Origin of the sequence: Streptomyces zaomyceticus (genome assembly GCF_014656215.1) — a bacterium.
Classification (GTDB): domain Bacteria; phylum Actinomycetota; class Actinomycetes; order Streptomycetales; family Streptomycetaceae; genus Streptomyces; species Streptomyces zaomyceticus.
This window is the reverse complement of the sequence record NZ_BNBZ01000002.1, coordinates 185166-210952: the sequence shown is the minus strand read 5'-3', so window position 1 is coordinate 210952 and position 25787 is coordinate 185166. Positions and strand designations below refer to the sequence as shown.

19 protein-coding genes and 1 pseudogene are annotated in these 25787 nt (G+C 72.4%); 15 read left to right on the top strand and 5 right to left on the bottom strand.

Features of this window, described 5'->3' with window-relative positions; genetic code table 11:
* Positions 1–74: 74 nt before the first annotated feature.
* A complete protein-coding gene (locus IE311_RS03790; RefSeq protein ID WP_189830074.1) occupies positions 75–656 on the bottom strand; it encodes a TetR/AcrR family transcriptional regulator in 582 nt (193 codons plus the stop codon).
* 123 nt (positions 657–779) lie between these two features.
* On the bottom strand, positions 780–2462 hold the full coding sequence (locus tag IE311_RS03785) for a serine/threonine-protein kinase (protein WP_189830073.1): 1683 nt from the start codon (positions 2460–2462) through the stop codon (positions 780–782).
* A 177-nt stretch (positions 2463–2639) separates the two neighbouring features.
* On the opposite strand from IE311_RS03785, the pseudogene IE311_RS37190 reads away from it, so the two are divergent.
* From IE311_RS37190 to IE311_RS03745, 8 genes and pseudogenes are all read left to right on the top strand, one after another.
* Positions 2640–2846, top strand: a pseudogene (locus IE311_RS37190) (helix-turn-helix domain-containing protein); the annotation flags it as partial.
* Positions 2847–2876: 30 nt separating this feature from the next.
* Positions 2877–3446 carry a TetR family transcriptional regulator C-terminal domain-containing protein gene (locus IE311_RS03775; protein WP_189830329.1) on the top strand — a complete coding sequence of 190 codons (570 nt, stop codon included), beginning with the start codon at positions 2877–2879 and terminating at the stop codon, positions 3444–3446.
* 317 nt (positions 3447–3763) lie between these two features.
* On the top strand, positions 3764–4945 hold the full coding sequence (locus tag IE311_RS03770; RefSeq protein ID WP_189830072.1) for an agmatine deiminase family protein: 1182 nt from the start codon (positions 3764–3766) through the stop codon (positions 4943–4945).
* A gap of 53 nt (positions 4946–4998) precedes the next feature.
* Positions 4999–5880 (top strand): DUF4436 domain-containing protein, encoded by an 882-nt coding sequence (locus IE311_RS03765; RefSeq protein ID WP_189830071.1) that lies wholly within the window; start codon positions 4999–5001, stop codon positions 5878–5880.
* Between the two features lie 103 nt (positions 5881–5983).
* A complete protein-coding gene (locus tag IE311_RS03760) occupies positions 5984–7234 on the top strand; it encodes a serine hydrolase domain-containing protein (RefSeq protein ID WP_189830070.1) in 1251 nt (416 codons plus the stop codon).
* A gap of 132 nt (positions 7235–7366) precedes the next feature.
* Positions 7367–7825 carry an Lrp/AsnC family transcriptional regulator gene (locus IE311_RS03755; protein WP_229901700.1) on the top strand — a complete coding sequence of 153 codons (459 nt, stop codon included), beginning with the start codon at positions 7367–7369 and terminating at the stop codon, positions 7823–7825.
* Positions 7826–7992: 167 nt separating this feature from the next.
* Positions 7993–8784: a hypothetical protein gene (locus IE311_RS03750; protein ID WP_189830069.1), complete on the top strand. Its 792-nt coding sequence runs from the start codon at positions 7993–7995 to the stop codon at positions 8782–8784.
* 231 nt (positions 8785–9015) lie between these two features.
* Positions 9016–13149, top strand: a complete 4134-nt coding sequence (locus tag IE311_RS03745) for a molybdopterin-dependent oxidoreductase (RefSeq protein ID WP_229901738.1) — start codon at positions 9016–9018, stop codon at positions 13147–13149.
* Between the two features lie 57 nt (positions 13150–13206).
* On the opposite strand, the gene IE311_RS03740 is transcribed toward IE311_RS03745, so the two are convergent.
* Positions 13207–13971 carry an ankyrin repeat domain-containing protein gene (locus IE311_RS03740; RefSeq protein WP_189830067.1) on the bottom strand — a complete coding sequence of 255 codons (765 nt, stop codon included), beginning with the start codon at positions 13969–13971 and terminating at the stop codon, positions 13207–13209.
* A gap of 256 nt (positions 13972–14227) precedes the next feature.
* Between IE311_RS03740 and IE311_RS03735 the strand changes: the two genes are divergently transcribed.
* The 3 genes from IE311_RS03735 to IE311_RS03725 all read left to right on the top strand — a co-directional run bounded on the left by IE311_RS03735 (position 14228) and on the right by IE311_RS03725 (position 17491).
* Positions 14228–15313 (top strand): substrate-binding domain-containing protein, encoded by a 1086-nt coding sequence (locus IE311_RS03735; RefSeq protein WP_189830066.1) that lies wholly within the window; start codon positions 14228–14230, stop codon positions 15311–15313.
* 112 nt (positions 15314–15425) lie between these two features.
* Positions 15426–16205: an ATP-binding cassette domain-containing protein gene (locus IE311_RS03730; protein ID WP_189830065.1), complete on the top strand. Its 780-nt coding sequence runs from the start codon at positions 15426–15428 to the stop codon at positions 16203–16205.
* Positions 16202–17491 (top strand): sugar ABC transporter permease, encoded by a 1290-nt coding sequence (locus IE311_RS03725; RefSeq protein WP_189830064.1) that lies wholly within the window; start codon positions 16202–16204, stop codon positions 17489–17491. The genes IE311_RS03730 and IE311_RS03725 overlap by 4 nt, the downstream gene beginning before the upstream one ends.
* A 31-nt stretch (positions 17492–17522) precedes the next feature.
* Here the strand turns inward: IE311_RS03725 and IE311_RS03720 are convergent, their stop codons facing one another.
* The gene (locus IE311_RS03720; RefSeq protein ID WP_189830327.1) at positions 17523–19190 is read right to left on the bottom strand and encodes a BCCT family transporter; all 1668 of its coding nucleotides are present in this window, start codon (positions 19188–19190) and stop codon (positions 17523–17525) included.
* Between the two features lie 361 nt (positions 19191–19551).
* On the opposite strand from IE311_RS03720, the gene IE311_RS03715 reads away from it, so the two are divergent.
* The 3 genes from IE311_RS03715 (at position 19552) to IE311_RS03705 (ending at position 23180) form a co-directional block, all read left to right on the top strand.
* Complete coding sequence (locus tag IE311_RS03715) at positions 19552–20193, top strand: GntR family transcriptional regulator (RefSeq protein WP_189830063.1); 642 nt, start codon at positions 19552–19554, stop codon at positions 20191–20193.
* Positions 20194–20353: 160 nt separating this feature from the next.
* A complete protein-coding gene (locus tag IE311_RS03710) occupies positions 20354–21646 on the top strand; it encodes an amidohydrolase family protein (RefSeq protein ID WP_189830062.1) in 1293 nt (430 codons plus the stop codon).
* A gap of 139 nt (positions 21647–21785) precedes the next feature.
* Positions 21786–23180, top strand: a complete 1395-nt coding sequence (locus tag IE311_RS03705) for an amidohydrolase (RefSeq protein WP_189830061.1) — start codon at positions 21786–21788, stop codon at positions 23178–23180.
* A gap of 73 nt (positions 23181–23253) precedes the next feature.
* Here the strand turns inward: IE311_RS03705 and IE311_RS03700 are convergent, their stop codons facing one another.
* Positions 23254–23628 (bottom strand): VOC family protein, encoded by a 375-nt coding sequence (locus tag IE311_RS03700; protein WP_327165746.1) that lies wholly within the window; start codon positions 23626–23628, stop codon positions 23254–23256.
* A gap of 444 nt (positions 23629–24072) precedes the next feature.
* Between IE311_RS03700 and IE311_RS03695 the strand changes: the two genes are divergently transcribed.
* Positions 24073–25641, top strand: coding sequence for a pectate lyase family protein (locus tag IE311_RS03695; protein ID WP_189830060.1), 1569 nt, complete (start codon positions 24073–24075; stop codon positions 25639–25641).
* Positions 25642–25787 lie beyond the last annotated feature (146 nt).

Here is a 25787-nt window from a genome sequence, read left to right as displayed (position 1 = left end):
GCCACCGCCGCAGGGCGCGGCTGTCCCGGTGGCGTGTCCCCCGCGCCTCGGGGCGCGGCCGCCCCAGTACCGGTCTACGGCTTCCGCAGGGCGGTCAGCTCCACCTCGACGGCTTCCCGCAGGAGGTCGCGCGCGTGCTCTATCGCCAGGCCTCCGCTCAGCCAGCGCATGCTCAGCCCCTCCAGGAGGGCGGTGAGCCGTTCCGCTGCGGCGGCGAGGGTGGCGGCCGGAGCCATCGGCTGCACCTGGCCCAGCAGCGCGGCCACTTCCTGGACCCACACCAGGGTCGCCCGCGCCAGGTCCTCGCGCAGGATCGGATCGAAGACGGCGCTCGCCCTCAGCTCGCCCCAGGCCGAGCTGTTCTCCCGCACCTCCGGGGTGTCCTGGAGTTCCAGGAGGAGCACCTCGTCGAGCTCCTCGCGGGCCGTGAGCGGCTCGGCTTCGGGGTCCCGTTCGGTCGTGTACCGCTCGGCGCGGTCGTTGATGAACTCCAGCGTGTGCCGCAGGATCCCGGTGCGGTCCTTGAAGTGGTAGTAGATCAGGCCGGTGGAGACCCCCGCCTCCGCGGCGAGTTCCTCCACGCGAAGCCCGCGGACCCCGCGCCGGGCGATGACCCGGGCGGCCGCTTCGAGGATCTGAGTACTGCGAGACGCCATGCCGTGAACCCTATCCGGACGGCAGGGCGATGTGATCTCCACGGCCGTCCTTCCGTCCTCCCCCGCTTCCTGCCTGCCGGATTTCCGCCCGTTCCGGCCCCCTCGCCCCCCGGCTGCCGGCGCTCAACGGACCGTCAGGTGCTGGCTCAGCACCACGGTGACAGGACCGCCCGCGGGACCCGCCTCGACCAGTCGCGCGACGACGAGCCGCTCGCCGTCGGAACTGCGGACGCAGAACGGCCGCTCGTCGGCGAGGTCGTCGAGCGGGAGACGCGTCACCGGTTCCGAGTCGATCCCCCGCGCGCAGTCCGCGGGGCTCAGTCCGTAACCGGAGGCGACGAAGGCATCGGTGTCGTCGGGCACGACGAGTTCCTCGCCCTCGCGGGCGAGGAACCAGGTGGCGGTCTCGGCGGGTACCACCTTCCCGGCGGCCAGATCGAACTCGTAGTTGTTGTCCGGGGCGGTCAGTTCGACGTCGGAGAAGCCACGGGTGTACGTGGCACCGGGGGCCCCGCCGGACGGGGGCTCGGGCGGGCTCAGGTAGTACACCGCCCCGCCGCCCAGGGCGAGTACGGCGACGGCGGCCCCGGCGAGCAGGGCCGGGCGCCGGCCGCGGCGACCGCGTCGAGGGGTTCGCGGCGTCGTCGCCCGCGCGCCCCCGTCCGACGGGACCGCCGAGGCCCCCGGGACCGACGGACCCCCAGGGCCCACCGGGGCCTCCGGGACCCGTTGGGTGGGGAGCCGAACCGGTGCCGGGGTGGCCGCGCGCGTGGGCTGCTCGTACGAGGGCTGCGCGGGCGACGGGGAGGGACCGGAGGCCCCCGAGGCGTGCGAGGCGTGCGAGGCGTGCGAGGCGTGCGAGGCGTGCGAGGCGTGCGAGGGGGCCGTACCCGCTCCGCGGCCCGCGATCTCCCGTCTCACCGCCCCCGGCAACCAGCCCTCGGCGAACTCGGGCGAGGGGCCGACCGCCGGGTGCGCGTGCACGGCGGCGATCAGCTCGGCGGGGGTGGGCCGGTCCTCCGGCCGCTTGGCCAGACACCATCCGACGAGGGCGCGCAGCTCTCCCGGCACGTGGGAGAGGTCGGCCGGCTCGTGGACCACCCGGTACAGAGCGGCCGATTCGGGACCCGTACCGAACGGCAGCACTCCGCCGGCCACGTAGGCGGCGAGTGCCCCGAGGGCGAAGACATCGGTCGCGGACGTCACCGGCAGGCCGAGCGCCTGCTCGGGCGCCATGTACGCGGCGGTGCCGATGCGCAGCCCGGTGCCGGTGAGCCCGGTGGCGTCGGCCGCCCGCGCGATCCCGAAGTCGATCACACGGGGGCCGTCCTCGGCGACGAGGACGTTCGCGGGCTTGAGGTCCCGGTGGACGACGCCCGCCGCGTGGACCGCCTGGAGGGCCTCCGCCGTCCCCGCGACGAGAAGGAGGACGGTGCGCGCGGGAAGCGGTCCGTGCCGCTCGACCACCTGCTGGAGGGAGGGGCCCGGTACGTAGGCGGTGGCGAGCCAGGGGACGGCGTCGTCGACGCCGTGGTCCACGACCTGCGCCGTGAAGAGGCCGTGGATGAGGCGGGCGCTGGCGACCTCCTGGGCGAAGCGCCGGCGGAACTCGGGGTCGGCGGCGAAGTCCTCGCGTACGACCTTGACGGCGATGGGGCGGCCGCCCGGTGTGGAGGCGAGGTAGACGACGCCCATGCCGCCGGAGCCGAGGCGGGCGTGCACCCGGTAGCCGCCGATCTCACGGGGGTCGTCGAGCGACAGCGGCGCGTGGGCCTGCTGCGCCCCGGCGGGCTGGGTGGAGGGCATGGGCGGCTCTTTCGGCGGTGCGGAACGGCGCCCCGGGAGACGGGTCGGAGACACCGCCGCCCGGTGGCGCGCGTACGGGCGCACGGCGCGCCCTGCGCCCGATCGTGCCGTTGACTAAAGTTTCAGTCAACATGGACCGATCGTCGACCGAGAAACCAGAGGGAGAAGGAGGACGGGATGAAGGACCGGAGACGGACGATCCTGGAAGCCGCGGCCCGGGTGATCGCACGCCGCGGCGTGCGTGGGCTCCGGGTCGAGGAGCTGGCCGCGGAGGCGGGGGTCTCCAAGGCGCTCGTCTACTACCACTTCGAGGACCGCGCGGGGCTGCTGCGCAGCACGCTGGAGTTCATCGGCGACCGCGCGGAGCGGTACACCCACCGGGATCTCCCGGCCCCGCAGGGCCCGGGTGCGGCCGTGCGTGATCCGGCCCCTTCCGCGCACGGCCCGGGCCCCGTCGTGCGCGCCGCGGGCTCGGCCGCGCACGGTCCCGGCTCGGGCCCGGCGCGCCGGGAACCCGGCTCCACCCCCCACGCTCCGGGCCCGGGCCCGCACGGCCCCGGCTCCACCCCCCACGATCCCGGCACGGCCCCGCACCACCCGGGCTCGGCGCTCGGGGAGCTGGAGCGGCGGCTCCTGCTTGAGCTCCAGGACGTCCCCGAGATCCGGGAGAACAGCACCGCCTGGGGCGAGCTGCGGGCCGGCGCGGTCTTCGACCCCGAGCTGCGGGAGGACCTGGCGCGCGTGGGTGTCGCATGGGTCCGCGAGGTCGCGGACCTCCTGGGGCAGGGCTCCCCGGCGGTCCCCGACATCGAGCTCGTGGCGGCGGCGGAGCGGCTCACCGCCCTCCTGGAGGGCCTGAGCACCCGGTGGCTCGTCGGGATCCTGCCGGTGGGCCACGCGCGCGAGCTGATGCGGGAGGCGATCGCGGCGGAGGCGCGCCGGCTCGACCTGCCGGACCGGCACGCCGTGTGCGCGGCGGGGTAGGCCGCGGGGCGCGATCCCCGGCGCGCCTCACCTCGTCCCTCGCACCCGCTCGTGCCCGCCGGGCCCGGGCAGGACCGCGTGCCGATCGGGTGGGCGTGGGCCGCCGCGCCCCCGCGCGTCATTTGACTGAAAATCCAGTCAGTGTCAGAGTGACGCCACGGCCCACCCCCACTCACGTCTCGGGTGACCCGGCTCCGCACACCCCCTACGCCGGTCACCCGCGTGAAGCCCAGGCCCGCGAATCCCGGCACGCCGCGCGTCATCACGATCCGTCCGCGGCCGCTGGATAGTCTCGCCAGCCCATGATCGGAGCACACGTGTCCCACCTCCCTCCCTCCCGCCGTTCGACGCTGCGCGCCTTCGCCGGTATCGGCGGCGCCCTCGCCCTGGGCGCCGCGGCCTGTGGACCCGGTGAATCCACACCGGCCGCGTCCGGCGCCACGACCCGGCCCACCGCCGGCTCGTCCCGTCCCGCCTCCGAGGGCGGTGAGCGTCACTTCGGCGCCGAGTGGGACAGCCACACCCGTACGTTCATGTCGTGGCCCGCGCTCGCCTCCGTCTGGGAGGACGACCTGCCCTACGTACGCGAGGACATCGCCCGTATCGCCCGGGCGGTCGCCGAGTACGAGGCCGTCGTCATGATGGCCCGGCCCGAGCAGGTCGCGGCGGCGCAGCGGGCGTGCGGCTCGCAGGTCGAGGTGATCGCGCTGCCGGTCGACGACCTGTGGGCCCGTGACACCGTTCCCGTCTTCGTGGAGGACGGCGGCGAGCTCCTCGGGGTCGACTTCAACTTCAACGGCTGGGGCAACAAGCAGGAGCACACCAACGACGCCCAGGTGGGCCGGCTGCTGCTGCGCAAGTACGGCATCCCCCGCGAGCAGGCGCCGCTCGTCGCCGAGGGCGGCTCCTTCGAGACCGACGGCGAAGGCACCCTCCTCGTCACCGAGAGCTCGATCGTCAACGACAACCGCAACCGGGGGAAGACCCGGGACCAGATCGAGGACGAGCTCATCGAGACCCTCGGGGTGGAGAAGGTGGTCTGGCTGGCGGGTGTGCGCGGCGAGGACATCACCGACGCGCACGTGGACAGCCTCGTGCGGTTCACCGCGCCCGGCGTGGTCCTGCTGGACCAGGCGTTCCCCGGCTCGCCCGCCGACTCCTGGTCGCGCTCGGCGGACCAGGCCCGCTCGGTGCTCGAGAAGGCGACCGACGCGCAGGGGCGGCGCTTCGAGATCGTCGATCTCCCGCAGCCCGACCTCGACCGGATCACGGGCGAGGGCGACGACTTCGTGTCGACCTACGCCAACTTCTACGTCGCCAACGACTCCGTCTTCATGCCGAAGTTCGGTGACCGGAGGGCCGACGACCGGGCCCGGGGCATCCTCCAGGAGCACTTCCCGAAGCGGGACGTCGTGCAGATCCAGATCGACACCATCGCCTCCGGCGGCGGCGGCATCCACTGCGCGACCCACGAGCAGCCCGGCAAGCCCGCCGCCTGACCCGCCGCTCCCCTTCCGTCCCCTCCCCTCTCCCCCACCTCCGGAGTGCGGTCGTGTCCCTGAAGCGACGTCATCCACGGGCCCCCGGCGGGCCTCTGAGCACGGCCCTCGTGCTCCTCGCCGTCGCTGCGGCCGCCCTCTGCGGGCTGTGGCTCCAGTTCGGCGAACGCCAGGACCTGGACACCCGCTACACCGCCGGAGGCCAGGCTCCCGACCGGATCGACATCGACGCCTCCGTGCAGCGCGTCGACGCGGCCGGCCGGGAGCTGGTCCTGCGGGTCCTCGTGACCCCGCGCGGCGCCCTCGCGGAGGCCGGCGGCGTCTCCCCCGCCGAGGATCTGACCCTGCAGACCTCGTCCTCCGTGCGCGGGGACCTGACCTTCCCCGCCCACAGCCGGATCGCGACGGTCGACGTGCCCGTCGCGCTGACGGGCGGCGCGATCACGGACTACCCGTTCGACGCGTACGAGGCGGAGATGGAGTTCGGAGCCGTGCAGGGCGGCGAGAGCGTCCCCGTGCGCATGACGCTCGTCAACAGGGACGCCCTGTTCTCCCTGGGCGTGGACACCTCGGAGATCCGCGGTGCCGCCGTGTTCGCCGCGGAGGTGGCGCGGTCCCGGAGCGTCCTCGTCTTCTCCGTGTTCATGATGCTGGCGATGTGGGCGCTCGCCGTAGCGGTGCTGATGGGCGGCTGGCACCTGGTGCGCCGGCGTACGGGGCTGACCTGGCCGGCGCTCGGCTGGATGGCGGCCACGCTGTTCGCCCTGGCCGCCTTCCGCAACACCGCCCCGGGCGCGCCGCCCATCGGCAGCCTGCTCGACTATCTGGCGTTCTTCTGGGCCGAGACGCTCATCGCGTTCTGTGTGATCGTCGTGGTCGTCCGGGCCGTACGGTCGGAGGACCCGCCGCCCCCGCGCGGCGCGACCGCCCCGTGACACCTCCCGATGGCCCTGCCGTCTGCCCCACATGGGCGGCTCCGGCATGGACTGCGGAGTGTTCGGCGACAGGCACGCCTCGCGCCGCTCCATAGTGCGGGGCATGACAGACACCCCCCACTCCCCGCGCACCCGCCCGCGGACGCGGTCCCGCAGGGCTCTGCTCTGCGCCGCACTCCTCGCCCTCACGGTCCAGACGACCGCCGTCGCACCGGCCCTCGCCGAGGGACCGGGCGGCCGTGGCGGCTCCGACTGCGTACGGACCGAGGGCCGCCTCGACGGCACGGCGCGCAGGGTCCTCGCCATCACCCGCAAGGCCAAGGCCGACCTCGCCCTGAACTCCGTGCAGGTGCGGGTGACGATCGACGGACGCGAGGTCCTCACCGACGCGCTCGGTGAGTCCATGACCGGTGTCCCGGCCGAGCCGGACATGCACTTCCGTGCCGGGTCCGTGGCCTTCGCCCACATCTCGACGACCCTCCTCAGGCTGGTCGAGGAGCGGCGGGTGCGGCTCGACGACACCGTGGAGCGCTGGCTGCCCGACCTGCCCAAGGCCGACCGGATCACCCTGCGGATGCTGGCGAGCAACACCACCGGGCTCCACGACTACGTCACCGACCCGGACTTCCTCGCGGAACTGGTGGCGAACCCCTTCCGGGCGTGGACGCCCGCGGAACTGCTGGCCTTCCCGCTCCGCCACTCCTTCTGGTACGAGCCGGGCACGAGCTGGAGCTACTCGCACGCCAACTACGTCCTTCTGGTCGCCGCGCTCGAGAAGATCACCGGAGTGCGGATCGACCGGCTGGTGAAGGAGAAGGTCACGGGGCCGCTGGAGCTGCGGAACACCCGGAACGACTTCACGCCCGACATCCCGCGTCCGGCGCTGCACGCCTTCACCTCGGACCGCGGCCTGTACGAGGAGTCCACCTTCTGGAACCCGTCGTGGACCACCGCGCCCGGCGCGGTCATCACCACCCACATCTGTGACCTGGCCAGGTCCGCGGAGGCCATCGGCAGCGGCGAGCTCCTCTCCCCCCGCTCGTACCGCACCCTGCTCGACCCGGGCACGGTCGGCCTCGGCGGCGGGACCGCCACCTGCCCCGAGACGATCTGTCTGCAGCAGACCGAGGCGAAGCACTTCGGTCTCGGCGTCATCGTGGTCAACGGCTGGGTCCTGCAGAACCCGTCGTTCTCGGGGTACGCGGCCATCCAGGCGTACCTTCCCTCCAGGCGTCTCGCCATCGCGGTCAACGCGACCAAGACCGCGACCACGCCGGACGGCAACCAGGCGGAGGTGGTCGCCGGGCGGATCGCGGCCCTCCTCGCACCGGAGAGCCCGCTGGCGATCGACTGACGCCCGAACCGGGCCTCCGGGCCCGGCGGTGGGGCTCCGCGCCGTTCGGCGGCGGAGCCCCACCCGCGTCCGTCACGCTCCGAACGACATCCGGAACGATCTTGCCGTGACCGGACGAGGTACCGTCTCGGCATGGGAATGACGGAGGGGATCGTCGACGAGACGGACCGCGCGCTCATCGCCGAGCTCCAGCGGGACGCCACACAGGCCTACGCGGCCCTCGGCAAGGCGGTCGGCCTGTCGGCCGGAGCGGCGCACGAGCGGGTACGGAAGCTCCGGGAACGCGGGGTGATCCGGCGGACCACCGTGGACGTCGACCCCGCCGCGCTCGGCAGCGACGTGCTCGCCTTCGTCATGGTCGACTCCACCGTCTGGATGGGGGACTCCGCGGACGCGTTCGCCGCGATCCCCGAGATCCAGGAGGCCCACATCATCGCCGGCAGCGCCTCGGTCCTGGTGAAGGTGCGCACCTCCACCACGGTCCGGCTCCAGGACGTCCTGCGACGGCTGTACGCGATCGAGGGAGTGAGCGGCACGCAGGCCACGGTGTCCCTCGAGACCTTCTTCGAGCGGCCGGTCTCCACCGACTGAGCCCCTCCCCTCCCGGTCCACCCGTTCCGCTCCACCGCCCCGGCCCCCGTCTCGTCATCGCCTGCTCCGGTCGGGCCCCGCGGAGATCTGAGTAGCGGTACTCATGCCGGAAGCGGCCCCCGGCGGGACCATGTCGCCAAGGTGTGAACCGGCGCGGAGGGGGCGGCATGAGCAAGGTCGTGGGTGCGTTCGTGGTGGCGGGGCTCGCGGTCGGCGCGCTGGTGCTGGCGTACGCGGTGGGGGCACCGCCCGGGGCCGTGCTGGCCGTGGGGGCGGGAGTGCTCGGCCTGCTCTGGCTCCTGCTGCTGCTCACGGCCCCGTGGAATCTGTACTTCCGGGCCCATGCGGTGCTGGCCGAGATCGCGGTCAGCCGGGAGAAGGGCCTCGACGTCTCCGAGGAGCGGGACACCGAGGCACGGCGCATCGCGCGCGCGATGCTGCGGGTGGCCGTCGCCGGGCATGTGGTGACGGCCGGCGCGGCCCTCGCCGTCGCCACCGCGACCGGGCGCGAGGCGGGCTACTGGTTCGCCGGCTTCTTCCTCCTCAGCACGTTCTTCAGACCGGCCGGAGCCTACTTCGGGCAGTTGCGGCTCAGGCTCGGCGTGCTCCTGAAGGACGTGACGTTCCCGCGTGACGACGTGGTGGCGCTGACCGGGCGGGTGGCCGCCCTGGAGAGCGGGGCGACGGTGCTCGACGGGAAGGCCGAGGAGCAGTACCGGGCCCTCGCCGAGCTCCGCCGCACGGTGGACGCGGTCGGCCTCTCCGCGCATCGACGTGCCGACGAGACCGACCGGAAGATCGCCGCACTGGCGCGCGAGTTCGAGGCGACGGTCAACCGCCTCACCGACAACGAGGAGATCATCACCGGTCTGAAGGCCTTCCTGAGGCTCCTGCGCGCCACCGACGGCACCGACGCCACCAGGGGCGCCGACGCCGCCGGGCGCGCCGACGCCCTGTGACACGCGCGCGTACCCGGGGTTCTCACAGAGGGCCCCGGGCCACTGTGTGACCGGTGTTACGGACCATGATCGGCGCGGTTGACACAGGTGTAACGGGCATTTCGTACGGTCGGGGCTCGAACGGTTCCACAGAGAGGCGCCCCGGTGACCCCACAGGACACGCCGGCCCCCCGAGCCGGTACGCCCGACCAGGTGCGGACCGTCTGCTCGTACTGCGGTGTGGGATGCGGCATGCTCCTCGACATCGGCGCGGGTCCCGACGGACGCCGTACGGTCCTCAAGGCGACGGGCGACAAGGACCATCCCGCCAACCGGGGGCGCCTGTGCACCAAGGGCGCCACCACCGCCGATCTGCTCGCCGCCCCCGGCCGCCTCACCACCGCGCTGGTCCGGGAGGAGCGCGGCTCCGAGCCCGTGCCCACCGCCACCGACCGGGCCGTCGCCGAGACCGCCCGCCGTCTGCGGGCGATCGTCGACACCCACGGGCCCGACGCCGTCGCGCTGTACGTCTCCGGCCAGATGAGCCTGGAGGCGCAGTACCTCGCCAACAAGCTCGCCAAGGGCTTCATCGGCACCAACCGGATCGAGTCCAACTCACGGCTCTGCATGGCGAGCGCCGGTACCGGCTACAAGCTCTCCCTCGGCGCGGACGGCCCGCCCGGCTCCTACGACGACCTCGACACGGCGGACGTCTTCCTCGTCATCGGCTCCAACATGGCCGACTGCCATCCCATCCTGTTCCTCCGCATGATGGAGCGGGTCAAGGCCGGGGCGAAGCTGATCGTCGTCGACCCCCGCCGCACCGCCACCGCCGACAAGGCGGACCTCTTCCTGCGGATCAAGCCGGGAACGGACCTCGCTCTCCTCAACGGGCTGCTGCACCTGCTCCACGAGAACGGGCACACCGACCCCGGCTTCGTCGCCGCGCACACCGAGGGCTGGGAGGCGATGCCCCCGTTCCTCGCCGACTACCCGCCCGCCACCGTCGCCCGTATCACCGGGATACCCGAGGCCGACATCCGAACCGCCGCCGAGTGGATCGGCACGGCCGGCGAGTGGACCAGCTGCTGGACCATGGGTCTCAACCAGTCCACCCACGGCACCTGGAACACCAACGCCCTGGTCAATCTGCATCTGGCGACCGGCGCGATCTGCCGCCCAGGCTCCGGCCCCTTCTCCCTGACCGGCCAGCCCAACGCCATGGGCGGCCGCGAGATGGGCTACATGGGACCCGGTCTCCCCGGACAGCGCTCGGTCCTGGTCGCCGAGGACCGGTCCTTCACCGAGGAACTCTGGGGCCTCCCGCCCGGCACGATCCGCGAGGACGGTTCGGGGCAGGGCACCGTCGACCTCTTCCGGCGCATGGCGGACGGCGAGATCAAGGCCTGCTGGATCATCTGCACCAACCCGGTCGCCTCCGTCGGCAACCGTGCCACCGTCGTCGCGGCGCTGCGGGCCGCCGAACTCGTGATCACCCAGGACGCGTTCGCCGACACCGAGACCAACGCGTACGCGGACGTCGTCCTGCCCGCCGCCCTGTGGACGGAGACCGAGGGCGTACTGATCAACAGCGAGCGCACCCTCACCCTCGCCCGGCCGGCCGTGGACCCGCCGGGCGAGGCCCTCGCGGACTGGCGGATCATCGCCCGCGTCGCCTGCGCGATGGGGTACGAGAAGGGGTTCACGTACGACAGCGCCGAGGAGGTCTTCGAGGAGATCAGGCGCGCCGGGAACCCGAAGACGGGATACGACCTGACCGGGGTGTCGTACGAGCGGCTGCGCACCGCCCCCGTCCAGTGGCCCGCCGCCGCCGGAGGTCCCGCACGGAACCCGATCCGGTACGTGGCCGGCCAGGGCCCCGGATCCCCCACCGGCGAGGGCGCGGGGAGCGACGGCGGGGACGGCGAGGGGAGGCGGAAGGGGCGGAGGAACGGGCTGGTCTTCCCGACGGCGAGCGGGCGGGCCGTCTTCCACGCGCGGCCGCACATCGATCCCGCCGAGATGCCCGACGACTCCTATCCGTTCGTCCTCAACACCGGCCGTCTCCAGCACCAGTGGCACACCCTCACCAAGACCGGGAAGGTTCCCAAGCTCAACAGGCTCAACCCGGCGCCGTTCGTCGAACTGCACCCCGGGGACGCCGGGCGGCTCGGCATCGCGGAGGGCGACCCCGTGGAGATCGCCTCGCGGCGCGGGAAGGCCGTGCTCCCCGCGGTGGTCACCGACCGGGTCGCGCCCGGCAACTGCTTCGCCCCCTTCCACTGGAACGACCTCTTCGGCGCGGACCTGTCCGTCAACGCCGTGACCAGCGACGCCGTCGACCCGCTCTCCTTCCAGCCCGAGCTGAAGGTGTGCGCGGTGGCGCTGACGAAGTCGCCCGTCCCGGCCGCCGTCGTGAGGCCCCCCGCGGCGGCGCCCGCGAGCGTCACCGCGGTGGCGCCCTCGACCGTCGCGCCCTCGGTCGTGGTCCCGAAGGTGGTGATCCCCAGTGGCGGTCCGGCGGCCGGCCCCGCCGCCGCCTTCGGCCTCGAACCGGCCCCGCCGCCGGTCCTCACCGCCGAGGAGCGGCAGTACCTCGTCGGCTTCCTGGCCGGTCTGGAGACGGGTACGCCGGGTGTCCCGGTCCTGCCGCCCGGTGCCCCCTTCCGCGAGGACCACGCCCGCTGGGTGAACGGGGTCCTGGCCGGCATGTACTCCCGGGTGCCCCGGTCCCCCTCCACCGGCGGGGCGGCCACGGCGGGCCGCGAGGTCGTCGTGCTCTGGGCCTCGCAGACCGGCAACGCCGAGGACTTCGCCGCCGCCACCACCGAGCGGCTGCTGTCGGCCGGTCACCGGGCCGCGCTCGCGGGCATGGACGAGACCGATCTGACGGCGCTGCCGCCCGCCGCCGATCTGCTGCTGATCACCAGCACGTTCGGGGACGGTGACGCGCCCGACAACGGCTCCGGATTCTGGGACGCGCTCGCCGCGCCCGACACCCCGCGCCTCGACGGGCGCCGCTATGCCGTCCTCGCCCTCGGAGACTCCTCGTACGGCGACTTCTGCGGGCACGGGCGGCGCCTGGACGATCGGCTGGACGAGCTCGGAGGCGTCCGCCTGGCACCCCGTACCGACTGTGAACCCGACTACGAGCCCTCCGCCCTCGCCTGGCTCGACCAGGTCCTGGCCGGCCTCTCCGACACCGCGCAGGCGCTTCCGGCCCCACCGGCTCCCACCGCCCCCTCACCCGCCCGCCGCTCCGGGCCCGCCACCACCCCCGCCCGCCTCGTCGGCAACCGGCTCCTCAGCCTGCCGGGCGCGGGCAAGGAGGTGCGCCGCTTCACCTTCGACACGAGCGAGAGCGGCACCGGGGCCCCGCTGGGCTACGAGGCGGGCGACGCCCTCGGCGTGCAGCCCGTCAACTGCCCGGAGCTCGTGGCCGAATGGCTGGCCGTCACCGGTCTCGACGGAGACTCCCCCGTGGAGCTCCCCGGTCTCGGCCCCGTCGCCTTCGGCGAGGCCCTCCACCGGCACCTCGACATCACCCGCGTCGCCCCCGCCCTGCTCGGCTTCGTCACCGAACGGACCGGCGACCGGGACCTGAAGCGGCTCCTCCGCCCCGACAACAAGGACGGGCTCGCCCAGTGGACCTGGGGGCGGCAGGCCGTGGACGTCCTCGCCGAGCACTCCGTCCGCGCCGCCGCGCAGGACTGGGCCGAGGTGCTGGGCCGCCTCAGACCGCGGCTGTACTCGATCTCCTCCAGCCCGCTCACCGACCCCCACCAGGTCTCCCTCACGGTCTCGGTGGTCCGCTACGAGAACCTTCGCGGGCGCCCCCGCAAGGGCGTCTGCTCCCCGTTCCTCGCCGACGCGGAATCCGGCGCCCCCGTCCCGGTCTTCGTCCAGCGGGCCCCTCACTTCCGCCCTCCGGCCGATCCCACGACGCCGATGGTGATGGTCGGCCCCGGCACGGGCGTGGCCCCGTTCGTCGGTTTCCTCGACGAGCGCCGGGCACTCGGCCACCGGGCCCCCAACTGGCTCTTCTTCGGCGAGCAGCACCGTGCCACGGACTTCTACTACGAGGAGGAGCTGTCCGCGCTTCTCGCCGACGGCACCCTGGACCGCCTCGACACCGCCTTCTCCCGCGACCAGCGGGCCAAGGTCTACGTCCAGGACCGGATGCGGGAGCACGGCCCGCAGTTGTGGTCGTGGCTGCAGTCCGGCGCCCACTTCTACGTCTGCGGCGACGCCGCCCGGATGGCCAAGGACGTCGACCGGGCGCTGCGCGACATCGCCGTCGCCCACGGCGGCCTCGACGAGGAGGCGGCAGGGGTGTACGTCAAGCAACTGGCCGCCGACAAGCGGTACGTGAGGGACGTGTACTGAGGTTCCCGGGGCGGTGCGCGCGCTCGGCTCGCGTACCCGCCCCGGACGGCGACGGGCTCATGTGCGGTCGGCCGCCTCGCGTTCGGCACGGCTCCGCGCGCCCCGGTCCGTCAGCCAGGCGACGACCTCGTCCGCCTGCCCGGCGCGGGCGATGTCGAGCGGGGTGAGGCGGTCCCAGCCGATCCAGTCGATGTCCGCGCCGTGCTCCAGGAGTCGTGCGGCGGTGGGGAGTCGGCCGCCCTGGCAGGCGCCCCAGAACGCCTGGGTGATCTCCTCGGGCGAGGGCGGCGGGGCGGTCGCGAGGCGCGCCTCGACCCGGTCGAGGAGGCCGAGGGTCGCGGCGTCCTGGAAGGTCGGGCGGGCGCCCAGTTCGAGCAGGCGGCGGGCCGCGTTCCACTGTCCGAAGGCGCGGGCGTCGGTGAGGGGCGTGCCGCCCGCGATCACTGCCCCGTCGGCCTCGATGTCGGCGCCGGCGGCGACGAGCGCGTCGATCATCGGAACGTCGTCGTTGCTCGCGGCCCAGTGCAGGGGCGTCTCGCGGTGGGCGCCGGTGAAGCGGGCGCCGGGATCGACGCCCGCCCCGACCAGGACGGCGACGGTCTCGGGGCCGCGCGGTCGGTGACCTGGCCAGTCGGTGGCCAGGTGCAGCAGGCTCCGTCCGCCGGGGCCGCGTCCCTCGCGGTCCTCGACGACCCGGGCGCTCGCGAGCCACGGATGTCCGGCGAGGAGGTCGCGGAGCGCGTCGAGGTCGCCGGTGACGACGGCCCGGGTGACGGCGACGGCGATCGGGTCCCGGGAGTCCAGTGTCCGTGTGGTCGGCATGCCGCCAAGGGTGCCGCACCGGGGCGGCGGCGCGGGGCCCGGCCCCGCTCGCGATCCCGTGTCCGGAGCGGTCCCGGAGGGGTCCGCCCCGCCGGCGCTACCGCATCCGGGGCGGTCTCGCACGGCCCGGCGGCCACCGGTTCACCCGCTTGCCGGTCCCCAGCTTGACGCTAATGTCGATATATAGGCCACATGTGCATCCCTGCTCCCGCCTTCCCGAGGCGGCGGGAGGGCGGGAGTACGGAAGGAGCCTCCCATGACCCGTACATTGCGGGGCGCGATAGCCCTGGCGGGAGCCACGGCCCTCTGTCTGGGCGCGGTGGCGACCAGCGGGGCCGACCAGCCGGACGCCGAGGCGCGGCAGGACGTGAAGATCGGCCTGCTGCTGCCGGAGAGCAAGACCACGCGGTACGAGAAGTTCGACCGGCCGTACATCGAGGCCAAGATCAAGGAACTGGCGCCCGACGCCCAGATCGACTACTACAACGCCGCCGAGAGCGCCACCACCCAGCAGCAGCAGGTGAACACGGCGCTCGCCAAGGGCGACAAGGTCCTGATCCTGGACGCCGTGGACGCCAAGTCGATCCAGTCCTCGGTACAGAAGGCGCACGACGCGGGCGTGAAGGTCGTCGCCTACGACCGACTCGCGCAGGGCCCGGTCGACTCGTACGTCTCGTACGACAACCGCAAGGTGGGTGAGCTGCAGGGCCAGGCGCTCCTCGACGCACTCGGCGACAAGGCCGGGAGCGGCGTGATCGTGATGCACAACGGGTCGCCGACGGACCCGAACGCGGCGGAGTTCAAGGCCGGCGCGCACTCGGTCCTGGACGGCAAGGTGGAGATCGGCAAGGAGTACGACACACCGAACTGGGACCCGAACAACGCCAACCAGCAGATGTCCGGTGCCATCAGCGCCCTGGGCAAGGACAAGATCGTCGGTGTCTACTCGGCCAACGACGGACTGGCCGCCGGTATCGCCACCGCCCTGAAGGCGGCGGGCATCAACGTGCCGCTGACCGGCCAGGACGCCCAGCTCGACGCCATCCAGCGGATCCTGCTCGGCACCCAGACGATCACCGTCATGAAGCCGTACAAGCCGGAGGCGGACATCGCGGCCCAGATGGCCGTCGACTTCGCCGAGGGCAAGCCGCTCCCGTCGGACCTGGTGCCCACCACCGTCACCAGCGGCAGTGGCCAGAAGGTCCCGGCCAACCTGCTCACGCCGGTCGTGGTCGACAAGACCAACATCAAGGACACCGTCGTGAAGGACGGCCTGTACACGGTCGAGGAGATCTGCACCCCGACGTACGCCGCGGCCTGCAAGGAGGCCGGCCTCCAGTAGCGGCACGGCGTTTCCGTCCCGGGCGCTTCGGCCCGGGACGTCCCGCCCGGGCGACTGCCGCCCCGGCGGGGCTCGGACCCGCGCGAGCGGGCGAGCGGAGGAGGCGGTTCCTTTGCCGGAGTCACCCGTGCTCTCACTCCGGGGCATCTCCAAACGGTTCGGCGCGGTCCAGGCACTGAAGGACTTCGACCTGGACGTCCACCCCGGTGAGGTGGTCGCACTGGTCGGCGACAACGGCGCCGGCAAGTCCACCGCCGTCAAGTCGATCGCCGGGGTGAACCCGCCCGACGAGGGCGTCATCGCCTGGGAGGGGAAGCCGGTCTCGATCAGCAGGCCGCACGACGCCCAGAACCTGGGAATCGCCACCGTCTACCAGGACCTGGCCCTGTGCGACAACCTCGACGTGGTCGCCAACCTGTTCCTCGGCCGGGAGCTGCGCCGTTTCGGCATCCTCGACGAGGTCCGCATGGACCAGCGGGCGCGCGAGCTGCTCGACACCCTGTCCATCCGCATCCCGAGCGTCCGGATCCCCGTCGCCTCGCTGTCCGGCGGTCAGCGCCAGACGGTGGCGATCGCCCGTTCGCTGATCGGCGCGCCGAAGGTCGTCATCCTGGACGAGCCCACCGCCGCCCTGGGCGTGGAGCAGACCGCCGAGGTCCTCGACCTGGTGGAGCGGCTCCGGGAGCAGGGCCTCGGCACGATTCTGATCAGCCACAACATGGTGGACGTGATGGCGGTGGCCGACCGGATCGCGGTGATGCGTCTCGGCCGCAACAACGGCTTCTTCGACAAGCGCTCCACGACCACCGAGGAGATCATCTCCGCTATCACCGGGGCCAGCGACAGCGCCGTCACCCGGCGTCAGTCCCGCAAGCGCGAGGAGGAGCGATGAGAGGCGACCGAGGCCGCGGCCCCTCCGGCGGGGCGGGCGACGGGCAGGAGCCGGCACCCGGTGCCCTGCCCGCCGTCGACACCCGTCTCCTCGTCCGCGAGGAGGGGCTCAAGGGGTACGTGGGCGAGTTCCGGCGCAAGCTGCGGAGCGGAGAGCTGGGGTCGTTGCCCGTCGTGCTGGCCGTGATCATCATCTGGACGGTCTTCGGCAGTCTGAACAGCACCTTCCTCTCGGCCCAGAACCTCTCCGACCTCAGTCAGCAGATCGTCGGCACGGGCATGATCGCGGTCGGGATCGTCTTCGTCCTGCTGCTCGGCGAGATCGACCTCTCCGTGGGTTCGGTCAGTGGTCTGTGTGCCGCGATCTTCGCCGTACTCAACGTGCTGAACGGCATGAACGAGTGGCTGGCGCTGCTGGTCGCCATCGCGGGCGGCGCGGCCGTGGGCCTGATCCAGGGCTTCTTCTTCGCGAAAGTCGGGGTACCGGCGTTCGTGGTGACCCTGGCGGGCAATCTCGCCTGGAACGGGCTGATGCTGCAGGTGCTCGGCACCAGCGGCACGGTCAACATCCCCAGCGAGAGCATCGTCTCCAAGCTCTACTCGACGATCTACCACAGTCCGGCGGCCGCCTATGGGGCGGCGGCGGTCGGGGTCGGGCTGTTCCTGACGGCCTCACTGCTCGACGCCCAGCGCCGCAGGGCGGCCCGGGTGCCGTTCCGGCCGGTCACCGAGATCGTGCTGCGTACGGTCGTCATCGCGGCCATCGCCTTCGCCACCGCGTACATCCTCAACCAGTACCAGGGCCTGCCCCTGGCGCTGCTGATCTTCCTGATCCTGCTGGTGATCCTGGACTTCGTGCTCCGGCGCACCACGTACGGCCGCCGTGTCTTCGCGGTCGGCGGCAACATCGAGGGCGCGCGCAGGGCCGGCATCAGCGTGCCGTTCGTCCGGATGAGCGTCTTCTCCATCGCCGGGACCATGGCGGCGATCGGCGGCCTCTTCCTCGCGGGCCAGATCCAGTCCGCGAGTCAGACCTCCGGTGGCGGCAACCTCCTGATGAACGTGATCGCCGCCGCGGTCATCGGCGGCACCAGCCTGTTCGGCGGCCGCGGCACGGTGTGGTCCGCGCTGCTGGGCGCCCTGGTGATCGGGTCCATCCAGTCCGGCATGAACATCATGGGCGTCAGCAACGCCGTCCAGTTCATGATCACGGGTTCGGTCCTGCTGGCAGCCGTGGTGGTCGACTCCCTGTCCCGCCGCACCCAGAAGGCGGCGGGCAGGGCGTGACACGGGGACGCGCCACGGCTGCGTCCGTCGCTCAGCTCCCGTCGGAGTCCTGGGTACCGGGGCCGATGCGCAGTTCGAAGTCACCGTCGTACTGTTCGTGTCCCGCGATGACGGCGAGTTCGACGACCTCCACGCCCACCTCGCCCCGGACGATGAGCGGGTCCTTGCGGAGGTCCCGCATCAGTGCGACGCACATGCCGATCATCACCAGGACGAACGGTGCCGCCACCAGGATCGTGAGGTTCTGCAGACCGGCGAGGGCGTCGCCCTGGCCGTCGCCGATGAGCAGCATGATGGCGGCGACCGCGCCGGTCACCACGCCCCAGAACACCACCACCAGGCGGGTGGGGTCGAAGGCACCGCGCTGGGAGAGCGTGCCCATGACGATCGAGGCGGCGTCCGCGCCCGACACGAAGAAGATGCCGACGAGGATCATCACGAGCAGGCTCATGGTGCCGGTCAGGGGGAACTCCTGGAGCACTCCGAAGAGCTGGCCCTCCGGAGTCGTCTCGCCCGCCAGCTGACCCTGTTCGCTGAGCTTCATCGCCGTACCGCCGAAGATGGCGAACCACACCAGGCTGACGGTGCTGGGGACCAGGATGACCCCGCCGACGAACTGGCGGATGGTGCGTCCCCGGCTGATCCGGGCGATGAACATGCCGACGAACGGGGTCCACGAGATCCACCAGGCCCAGTAGAAGACCGTCCAGCTGCCGAGCCAGTCGTGGATCTCGGCCCCGCTGGTCGCCTCGGTGCGGCCGGCCAGCTGCGGCAGGTCGTCGATGTAGGCGGCGATCGAGGTGGGCAGCAGGTCCAGGACGATGATGGTGGGGCCCGCGACGAACACGAAGAGGGCGAGCACTCCGGCCAGCACCATGTTGATGTTGGAGAGCCACTGGATGCCCTTCTCCACGCCCGACACGGCGGAGAGGACGAAGGCCACGGTCAGTACGGCGATGATGGCGACGAGCAGTCCGGTGCCCGTCTTCTCCATCCAGCCCAGCTCCTCGAAGCCGCTGCCGATCTGGAGCGCGCCGAGACCGAGCGAGGCGGCGGAACCGAAGAGGGTGGCGAAGATGGCCAGGATGTCGATGACCCGGCCGGGTCCGCCGTACGCCGCCCGCTCGCCGATCAGCGGGACGAAGACGGCGCTGATGGTCTGCCGGCGGCGCCGCCGGAACGTGGAGTACGCGATGGCGAGTCCGACCACGGCGTAGATCGCCCACGGGTGCAGGGTCCAGTGGAAGAGCGTGGTGGCCATGGCGGTCTGCATCCGCTCGGCGGAGTCGACGGGGTGGGTGCCGGGCGGCGGGGTGCCGTAGTGGGCGAGCGGCTCGCTCACGCCGTAGAACATCAGGCCGATCCCCATACCGGCACTGAACATCATGGCGATCCATGACACCGTCCTGAACTCCGGTCCCTCGCTCTCCTGGCCGAGCGTGATCCGGCCGTAGCGGCTGATGGCCAGCCAGAGCGCGAACACGACGAAGCCGGAGGCGGCCAGCATGAACGCCCAGCCGCCGTTGCGGATCAGCCCGTCGAGCAGGGTGCTGGACGCGTCCTCCAGGCTCTCGGTGGCCGTGGCACCCCAGACGACGAAGGCCAGGGTGAGGACGGCGCTGACACCGAACACGATCCGGTCGGTGCGGGCACGTCTGTGGCTGTCGGGGCGGCCGGGCAGGTCCGCCGTCACCGACAGCCCTTCCCGGCCGCCCCCCTCGGTGCCGGCTCGGCGACCGTCCGGTCTCTGTTCTTCCTTCGACACAGATGGCACCTCTCATGGCAATACGGGTATTCATCGCAAACATGGCGATGTCTCTGTAAGGCAGTACCACAGCCGAGGCCCGACACAGCGGACCAACAGACCTCCACGCCTTGACCGATGGCCGTCGACGGCCCGACGTATCCTCGGGCCGGGCACCCCGAACGCACGACGGAAGAGGTCGGAACAGGTGACGGACAGACACGGGACCGACTCGGCCACGAAGCCCGGGGAGGACGGGTCCGACCCGGCGTCGGCTTCGACATCGGTGGCGGCACCGGCATCGGCGCCGCCACCGATGAGCACGCGCGCGCGTGAGGCCGTCCTCCAGCGGATCGTCGACCGGCGGTACGCGCAGGGCGCCCGCCTGGTCGAGCGCGAGGTCGCCGAGGAGCTGGGCATGTCCCGCGTTCCGGTACGCGAGGCCCTGCGCGCCCTGGTCACCGAGGGGCTCCTCGAACTGCTCCCGCACAGCGGCGTGCGCGTACGGCGTCTGGAACGGGCCGATGTGGAGCACCTGTACGAGGTGTGGGAACCGCTCACCGTCCAGGCGTCCCGGCTCGCGGCGCGGGCGCGCGCGGCGGGCGACACCGAAGGGCTCGCCGCCCTCGAGGCCACCCTGCGCCAGGCGGAGTCGGCGGCCGCCGCGGACGAGGGTCCACGCGAGGTGGCCGCCCACACGGCGTTCCACGAGGGCGTCGTGGCCATGTCGGGCAATCCCCTGCTGGCCCGCACGATGGAGCAGCTGAGCTGGCAGCTGCGGCTGGTGTTCGGTCTGCGCGAGGAGCCCGCGCACATGCGGGCCCAGCACGCCGAGATGTACCGGCACATCGCGGCCGGGGATCCGGAGGCGGCGGCGGCGAGCACCCTGCTGCACGTCCGGGACAGCAGGGCCGTCGCCCTGCGCTCCCTCTTCGGAGCGGATGACGAGAACGCCTGAGGTCATTCGTATACCAAGATGACCGATCGCGCACCCCTCCGATGAGCGACTACGGGACGGAACGGGTGTTTCCGGATGAGGTGATCACCACCCTTGTCCGTCGCCTTCGGCTTGGTATACAAAACGGGGAAGCCGTCGACCCACTCCCCAAGGAGCACCCATGTGCGTCGAAGCCGTCCCGCCGCCCTCGCGCTCGCTGACCCGCCGCGGCGTCCTCGCCGGAGCGGCCGCCCTCGCCGGCACCCTGGCCGCGGCCGGTCCGGTGGCCGCCGCCGGGAACGACACCACCGCCACCGATCGCCGCGCTCCCGGCGCCCCCGGGCGCCCGGGCCGGCTCGTGATCCGGGGCGGCACCCTCCTCGACCCGGCCACGGGTGAGGTCATCGAGAACGCCGTCGTCGTCATCGAGGACGGCACCGTCCGCGCCACCGGACGCCGGGGCGACGTCGCCGTCCCGCGGGGCGTCGAGGTGCTCGACGCGCACGGCCGCTGGATCCTGCCGGGCCTGGTGGACGCGCACATCCACCTCAGCACCGCCGCCGAGGCCCGCGACGCCGTCCGCAAGGGCGCGACCAGCGCACGCAGCGGATCGACCTCGTTCTACCAGGACATCGCCGTCCGCGAACTCGCCCGGCACAGCCCCGCCCTCGCACCCCGGCTGAGGGCGGCCGGAGTGTTCGTCACCCCGAACCTCGGCGACACCGTGCTCGCCGACCCCGACCTCACCCCGCTCGCCGGCCTCAAGGACGGCGTGCGCACGGCCGACGCCCTGCGCCGCGTCGTGGAGGTGAACGTCGCCCGGGGCGCGGACGTGATCAAGACCCGGGTCAACGAACGCGCCGGGCTCCCGGAGCAGGACCCGCTCGCCCAGGTCTACTCGCGCGAGCAGCTCGCCGAGATCGTCGCGGCCGCCGGGCGGCGCGGCAAGGGGGTGCTCTGCCACAGCTACAGCGAACAGGGCTGCCACGACGCCGTCATGGCGGGCGTCCGCTCCCTGGAGCACGGCGTGTTCGTCGGCGAGCGGACACTGCGCGAGATGCGCCGCCGGGGCACCTGCTTCACCCCCACCCTCACCGCCATCGCCGGACTCGCGGAGTCCTCCGACCCGATCCTCGCCGAGCGCGGACGCGCGTACCTCCCGGTCCTCGAACGCGCGGTCCTCGCCGCCCATGAACTCGGCGTCCCGCTCGCCGCCGGAACCGACTCGTCGGGCGGCGTGGTGGACCCGATCGGCGGAGAGGTCGAGCTGATGCACGCCGCCGGCCTGACGACCCTCGACGCGATCCGCACGGCGACCACCGGCGCCGCCCGCCTCCTGGGCCTCGAACGCACGGCGGGCCGTCTCACCCGCGGCTACGCCGGCGACGCGATCCTCCTGAACGGCGACCCGCTCACCGACCTCGGCGTGCTGAAGCAGCCGGTGGCGGTGGTACGCGCGGGCGTCCTGGTCTGAAGCCTCCGCCTCCTCTGCCTCCTCTGCTTCTGCTCCTTCTTCCGCCGCCGCCCCGCTGCTTCGTACGCAGGCCGTCGCCGCGAGCACGCCGTCGCCCGCACTTCCTCCCCGTATCGCCCTGTCTCCCGAAGGAGTTCCCATGCAGTCGTTCTCGTCCTCACCGTCCTCCCCCGGTGCGCTCTCCCGTCGCACGATGCTGGCCGGGGCCGCCGCTCTGGCGGGCGCCACCGCCACCGCCACCGCGACCGCCGCGCTCGCCCAGGCCACGCCCGCGGCCTCGGCAGCGTCCTCGGCAGCGTCCTCGGCAGCGTCGCCGTCCGCCGAGGCCGCGGCCGGCTCCGCGGGGCGCCGACCGCGGGCCGTGGTCTTCCGCAATGTGCGCCCGTTCGGCGCGGCGAAGCCCACGGACCTCGTCGTCGTCGACGGACGCGTCTCGGACCGTCCGGCGCCCCACGGCGCGAAGGTCGTGGACGGGGGCGGCCGCATCGCGCTGCCGTCGCTCGTGGACGCGCACATCCACCCCGACAAGACGACCTGGGAAGGGTCCTGGGTGTCGCGGCGGCCGGCGAGCGGCATCGCCGACTACGTCGCCCAGGACGTCGAACTGTTCCACAGCCAGCGCCGCCCGGTGGTGGAGCGGGCGTACGGACTGATGTCCCACGCCGTCTCCCGGGGCACGCGGGCGATGCGGGCCCACGCCGATGTCGCACCGGCCTACGGTCTGGCCGGGGTCGAGGGTGTGGCGGAGGCGCGCGAGCGGCTGCGCCACGCGCTCGACGTCCAGATCGTGGCCTTCCCGCAGCACGGCGTCATCCGCACCCCGGGCACGGCCGCGCTGCTGGAGAAGGCGGCGCGCGAGGGTGTCATCGACATGATCGGCGGCATCGACCCGATCGGCTTCGACCAGGCACTCGACGAGCAGCTCGATGTCGTCTTCGGCATCGCGGACCGTCACGGCGTCGGCGTGGACATCCATCTCCACGATCGCGGCGAGAAGGGCATGCGCGCCATGCGTGGCATCGTCGACCGCACGCGCGCGCTCTCCCTCGCCGGCAAGGTCACCGTCAGCCATGTCTTCTGCCTGCCCGGCCTGACGGACCGTGAGCTGGGTTCCATCGCGGCCGACCTGGGCGACCAGGACATCGCCCTGACCACCGTCGCGCCCTCGGACTCGCTGGTCCTGCCGATCGCCAGGCTGCGCGAGTACGGGGTGCGGGTCGGGCTCGGCTCCGACGGCGTGCGCGATGCGTGGAGTCCGTTCGGCAACGCCGACATGATGCACCGCGCGCACATCCTCGGGTGGGTGACGGACGTGCGCCTCGACCAGGAGCTGACGGACTGTTACGGCGTCGCGGCCCACGGGGGCGCGGACGTGATGGGTCTGCCGCACGCCGACTTCACGGCCGGGGCCCCGGCCGACTTCGTGCTCGTCCGGGGCGAGTGCCTGCCGCAGGTGGTCGTGGACATGCCTCGGCGCGACATGGTGGTGCACGGTGGTGTCGTCGTGGCCCGCGACGGCGAGTTCCTCGACTGAGCCCGCCGGCGGCCGGGGCGGACACCCGAGTGGGGTGCCCGACCGGCCGCCGACCGGCCCGAACGCCCGAACCCTAGAGGTACGGTCGCGTGATCAGCTCGAAGGCGTGCCCGGCGGGGTCCTTGAAGTAGACGCCGCGGCCGCCGTGTTCAGTGTTGGTCTCGCCGGGGCGCGTCATCTGCGGGTCGGCCCAGTGCTCGACCCCCTGGTCGCAGAGCCGCGCGTACGCCCGCTCGAAGAGCTCGTCGTCGACGAGGAAGGCGTAGTGCTGCATCTGGATGTCGAACGGGGGCGCGGCGAACTGGATGAGTACGCCGTCGGCGAGCTGGACGTTGACGAAGGGGCCCCAGGACGGTGCCTCGGGGAGTTCCAGCAACTCGCGGAAGAAGCGCGCCGACTCGTTGCTGTCCTTGGCCGCGATGATGGTGTGGTTGAACGTGACTGCCATGTGGATGACCTCGCTGTCGGTTCGGAACGAAGGGGACTCGCGGTGCTGGTGCACTGGGGGTCCGCGTGCCGAACCATGGGGGTGCTGGTGACGCACCCGCCGAGCGGTCAGTCGTCCACCGGATGGCCCGTCTGTGTATGGCGTCGAATCGCCGGTCCGGTGTTCACGTCGAAGAACGCTACTTGATCATCATCGCGGTGACAAGGGAATCGAACATCCCCTGGTGAGGCCGCCCATGGGGTGCGAACCGGCCGACGCCCGGGCCCGGCGCCCGTGCGGCAGCGGGTCCGGGCGGCCGGAGAGCCGTCGTGCGCGGAGCCTTGCCAGCCCCTCGGGGTGACCCTATTCTCCCGGCGGGAAAGCGCTTTCTTTCTGTGTTTTCTCCGGACTGAACGACGTTCCGCGAGCAATCCCCAGCGTTCGAAGACGAAAAGGACGGCGAGCATGAGACGACCAGTCGCACTTCGGCTCCACGCGGCCCTGGCCACCCTGGCCGTGGCGGCCGCGACCGGTGTGGTGCTGTCGATGCCCCAGGCATCGGCGGCGACCGGCGGCCCCACCGGCTACGCGACCCAGAACGGCGGGACCACCGGTGGCGCGGGCGGGCAGACGGTACGGGCCACCACGGGAACCGCGATCCACGCGGCCCTGTGCGGGCGGGCCAGCAGCAGCACCCCGATCACCATCGAGGTCGAGGGAACCGTCAACCACGCCAATACCGCCAAGGTGTCGGGCACCAGCTGCAACACCGCCGCAGGTGTGATCGAGCTCAAGCAGATCAGCAACGTCACCATCGTCGGGGTCGGCGCCGGTGCCGTCTTCGACCAACTCGGCATCCACATCCGCGAGTCCAGCAACATCATCATCCAGAACGTGACCGTCAAGAACGTCAAGAAGTCCGGCTCACCCACCTCCAACGGCGGCGACGCCATCGGCATGGAGAGCGACGTCCGCAACGTCTGGGTGGATCACGTCACGCTCGAGGCCTCGGGCGGCGAGTCGGAGGGCTACGACGGCCTGTTCGACATGAAGGACAACACCCAGTACGTGACCCTGTCGTACAGCACCCTGCGCAACTCCGGTCGCGGCGGCCTCGTCGGCTCCAGCGAGACCGAGCTCTCCAACGGCTTCATCACGTACCACCACAACCTGTACGAGAACATCGACTCGCGCGCCCCCCTCCTGCGCGGCGGCATCGCCCACATGTACAACAACCACTACCTGCGGATCAACGAGTCCGGTATCAACTCCCGCGCGGGGGCCCGTGCCAAGGTCGACAACAACTACTTCGAGGACTCCAAGGACGTCCTGGGCACCTTCTACACCGATGCCGCCGGATACTGGCAGGTCAGCGGCAACGTCTTCGACAACGTGACCTGGTCCGCCCGCGGTTCCGGGAACAACCCGGCCGGGCCGGACCCGCAGTCCAACACCACCGTCGCCGTTCCGTACGCGTTCACCCTCGACCCGGCCGGCTGCGTACCGGACGTGGTCGGCCGCACGGCGGGCGCCGGCAAGGGACTTCAGGTGTCGAACGGCAGTTGCTCGCCGCAGACGCCCACTCCGACACCCACGCCCACCACACCGCAGCCGACCACTCCGACCCCCACTCCCACCACCCCGACCCCCGAGCCGACCTCGCCCGGTGGGACCAACCTCAGCATCGGGGCCGGTGCCGACGGCACGAGCAAGGCCGACGGCACGAGCTACGGCAATGTGCGGGACGGCGACCTGGGCACCTACTGGTCGCCGGCCGGGTCGACCGGGTCGGTCTCCGTCAAGTGGGGCTCCGCCACCACCGTCTCCTCGATCACCATCCGGGAGGCGGCGGGCGCGACCGGCGCCATCGGGGCCTGGCGGGTCCTCAACGGCGACACCGGGGCCGTCCTCACCTCCGGCAGCGGGGCCGGGTCCATCACCGTTCCCCGCACCTCGCTCAAGAAGATCACCTTCGAGATCGTCGGCTCGAACGGGACCCCCCGGGTCGCCGAGTTCGAGACCTACGCCGGGTAGCCGACCGGTCCACCGGTCGGAGCGCCGGTCCTGGTACGGGGGTGTCTCCCCTGGGCCCGGACCGGCGTCCGCCCGCGCGCGCCGCCGGATCGGCTCACGAACTCCCGGTCGCCGTGGCGCACCCGGGCCTCGTTCCAGTCGGCGCC